The organism is Kitasatospora sp. DSM 101779 (genome assembly GCF_025655475.1).
Classification (GTDB): Bacteria; Actinomycetota; Actinomycetes; order Streptomycetales; family Streptomycetaceae; genus Kitasatospora.
Genome location: NZ_JAHTIK010000001.1, coordinates 5,764,130 through 5,767,325, shown reverse-complemented (window position 1 = coordinate 5,767,325; position 3,196 = coordinate 5,764,130). Strand labels below are relative to the sequence as shown.

General features: G+C 78.1%; 3 protein-coding genes and 1 pseudogene. All 4 read left to right on the top strand.

Features of this window, described 5'->3' with window-relative positions:
* Nucleotides 1-662 (top strand): annotated as a pseudogene (locus KSNIM_RS26260) (hypothetical protein); the annotation flags it as partial.
* On the top strand, nt 659-1,306 hold the full coding sequence (locus KSNIM_RS26255; protein ID WP_263105592.1) for an SCO2322 family protein: 648 nt from the start codon (nt 659-661) through the stop codon (nt 1,304-1,306). The pseudogene KSNIM_RS26260 and the gene KSNIM_RS26255, both read left to right, overlap by 4 nt.
* A gap of 18 nt (nt 1,307-1,324) precedes the next feature.
* Complete coding sequence (locus KSNIM_RS26250; RefSeq protein ID WP_263105591.1) at nt 1,325-2,431, top strand: CbiQ family ECF transporter T component; 1,107 nt, start codon at nt 1,325-1,327, stop codon at nt 2,429-2,431.
* The coding region (locus KSNIM_RS26245; protein ID WP_263105590.1) for an ABC transporter ATP-binding protein at nt 2,428-3,196 on the top strand (769 nt) is incomplete at its 3' end. The genes KSNIM_RS26250 and KSNIM_RS26245, both read left to right, overlap by 4 nt.

Below are 3,196 nucleotides of genomic sequence, written 5' to 3'. Positions count from 1 at the left end.
CGGTGGCCACCACCGACCGGGTGGACGCCGCGCCCGCCGCCCTCGCCTGCCCGGCGGGCACCGCCGCTGCGGCCGTGCCGGCCGCACAGTCCGCCGAGGCCGCCTCCGCGTACCTGGTCGGGCAGCTGAACGCCAACGGCCAGCACCTGATGCTGACCACCCCCGGCGCCGAGCCGGCCCCGGACCTGAACGCCACCTCCTGGGCGGTGCTCTCGCTGGTCCGCGCGGGCCACCCGCACCAGGCCGCGGGCGCCGCCGACTGGCTGGCCGGCAACGGCTACGCCTGGGCCGCGAAGGGCAAGAACGGCACCGACCCGGCGGCCGCCGCGACGCTGCTGCTGGTCGCGAAGGCCGCCAAGCTCGACCCGTACAACTTCGGCGGCACCAACCTGGTGCAGCTGCTGGTGGACTCCGGTCCGAAGCCGGCCTCGCTGCCGTCGGCGGCGGCCTCGGCCGCCTCGGCCAACCCCGACGGCACCGCGGCGCCCGGCTCCGGCATCGCCGACGGCGAGGACAACGGCGGCTTCTCGCCGATCTGGCTGGTCGGCACCGGCCTGGTGGTCGGCATCGGCGGCGGGCTGATGATCAGCCTCAACCGCCGCCGGCAGGCCGCCGCGGCCGCCGCCGCGAACACCCCGGCGAAGGACGACGGGCAGCAGTGACCAGCGCGCTGCGCCGGACGGCGGCGGCCCTGCTCGCCGCCGTCCCGGCCGCCCTCCTCGTGCTGCTGCCGGCCGGCCCCGCGCAGGCCGCGGACTACCGCTACTGGTCGTTCTGGAAGTCGACCGGCGGCGCCTGGGCGTACCAGCAGCAGGGCCCGGCGGTGTACGTGCCGGCCGACGGCGCGGTCGACGGCTGGCGGTTCGCGCTGAGCCCGGACGGCGGGAAGGAGGCCGCCCGGCCCGGCACCGCCGGGGACTTCGCCGCGCTGTGCGCCGCAACCCCGGCGCAGCAGGGCCGCAAGCGGGTCGGCGTGGTGCTCGACTTCGGCACCCCCGCCGACGCCCCGAGGGGCGCGGGCACCTTGCCCGCCGCCCGGACGGCCTGCGCCTCGGTACCGGCCGCCGCCACCTCCGCCGAGGTGCTCGCCGCCGTCGCCCCGCCGCTGCGCTACGACAGCGCGGGCATGCTGTGCGCGATCGCCGGCTACCCGCGGGCCGGCTGCGGCGAGGCGGTGGACGCCGGGGCCCCCGCCGCGTCCGGCTCCCCGTCCGGGGGCACCGGCCTGACCGGCCCGGTGCTCGGCGGCGCCCTCGTCCTGCTGCTCGGTGCCGGCGCCTGGTGGCAGCTGCGCCGCCGCCGCTGACGACGTCCGGAGACCGCCGTGCCACGAACCCGCACCGCCGCGCGCCCCGCCGTCGGCCCGCGTCACCTGCACCCCGGGGCCTGGTGGCTGTGGGCGCTCGGCCTCGCGGCCGCCGCCTCCCGCACCACCAACCCGCTGCTGCTCCTGCTGATCGGCGCGGTCGCCGGGTACGTCGTCGCCGCCCGCCGCGGCGACGAGCCGTGGTCCCGCTCGTACGGGGCCTTCCTGCGGCTCGGGCTGCTGGTGCTGGGCATGCGGATGGCGTTCACCGTGCTGCTCGGCTCGCCCGTGCAGGGCACCCACGTGCTGCTGACCCTGCCGCAACTGCCGCTGCCGTCGTGGGCGCAGGGCGTCCGGGTGGGTGGCGCGATCACCCTGGAGGGCCTGCTGTTCGCCCTGTACGAGGGGTTGAAGCTGGCCGTGCTGCTGGTCTGCGTGGGCGCCGCCAACGCGCTCGCCTCGCCGACCCGGCTGCTGCGCGCCCTGCCCGGCGCCCTGTACGAGGCGGGGCTGGCCGCGGTGGTCGCGATGACCTTCGCACCGAACCTGGTCGCCGACGTGCGGCGGCTGCGGGCCGCCCGCCGGCTGCGCGGCCGGGACGACCGCGGCGTCGCCGCCCTGCTGAGTGTCGGGCTGCCGGTCCTGGAGGGCGCGCTGGAGCGCTCGGTCGCGCTCGCCGCGGCGATGGACACCCGCGGCTTCGGCCGCACCTCCGACGTGCCGCGCCGTCTCGCCCGGGCCACCGCCGCGCTCACCCTGCTCGGCCTGCTCGGCATCTGCGCCGCCCTGTACGGGCTGCTCGGCGCGGCCGGCAGCGGCTGGGCGCTGCCGGTGCTGCTGCTCGGGCTGGCCTCGGCCGGTGCCGGGCTGCTGCTCGGCGGCCGGCGCAGCCTGCGCACCCGCTACCGGCCCGACCCGTGGGCCGTCCGGGAGTGGCTGGTGGCCGGTTCGGGCGTCGCCGTCGCGGTCCTGACGATCTGGTGCTCCGGACGGTACCCGGCGGCGTTCGCCCCGTCCGTGGTGCCGCCGGAGATCCCCTCCCTGCCGTTGCCCGCCGTGGCCGCCGTGCTGGTCGGCCTGGTGCCGGCGGCTGCCGCCCCCGTCCCGCCCCGGAGGAGCTCGTGATCACCTTCGAGCAGGTGTCGGTCACCTACGCCGACTCCGCCGAGCCCGCGCTGACCGGGGTCGACCTGACCGTGCCGGAGGGCGAGCTCTGCCTGGTCGTCGGCCCGTCCGGCTCGGGCAAGTCGACCCTGTTGGGCACGGTCAGCGGGCTCGTCCCGCACTTCACCGGCGGCACCCTGCACGGCCGGGTCACCGTCGCCGGACGGGACACCCGCACCCACCGCCCGCGGGACCTCGCCGACGTCGTCGGCACCGTCGGCCAGGACCCGCTGGCGCACTTCGTCACCGACACCGTCGAGGACGAACTCGCCTACGGCATGGAGTCGCTGGGCCTCGCCCCGGACGTGATGCGGCGCCGCGTCGAGGAGACCCTCGACCTGCTCGGCCTCGCCGACCTGCGCGACCGCGCCCTCACCTCGCTCTCCGGCGGCCAGCAGCAGCGGGTCGCGATCGGCTCGGTGCTCACCGTCCACCCCCGGGTGCTGGTGCTGGACGAGCCGACCTCCGCGCTCGACCCGGGCGCCGCCGAGGAGGTGCTGGCGGTGCTGCAGCGGCTCGTCCACGACCTCGGCACCACCGTGCTGATGGCCGAGCACCGGCTGGAGCGGGTCGTCCAGTACGCCGACCAGGTGCTGTTGCTGCCCGGCCCCGGCCGGGCGCCGGAGCTCGGCGAGCCGGCCGCGATCATGGCGCACTCCCCCGTCCACCCGCCGGTGGTCGCCCTCGGCCGGGCCGCCGGCTGGTCGCCGCTGCCGCTGTCCGTCC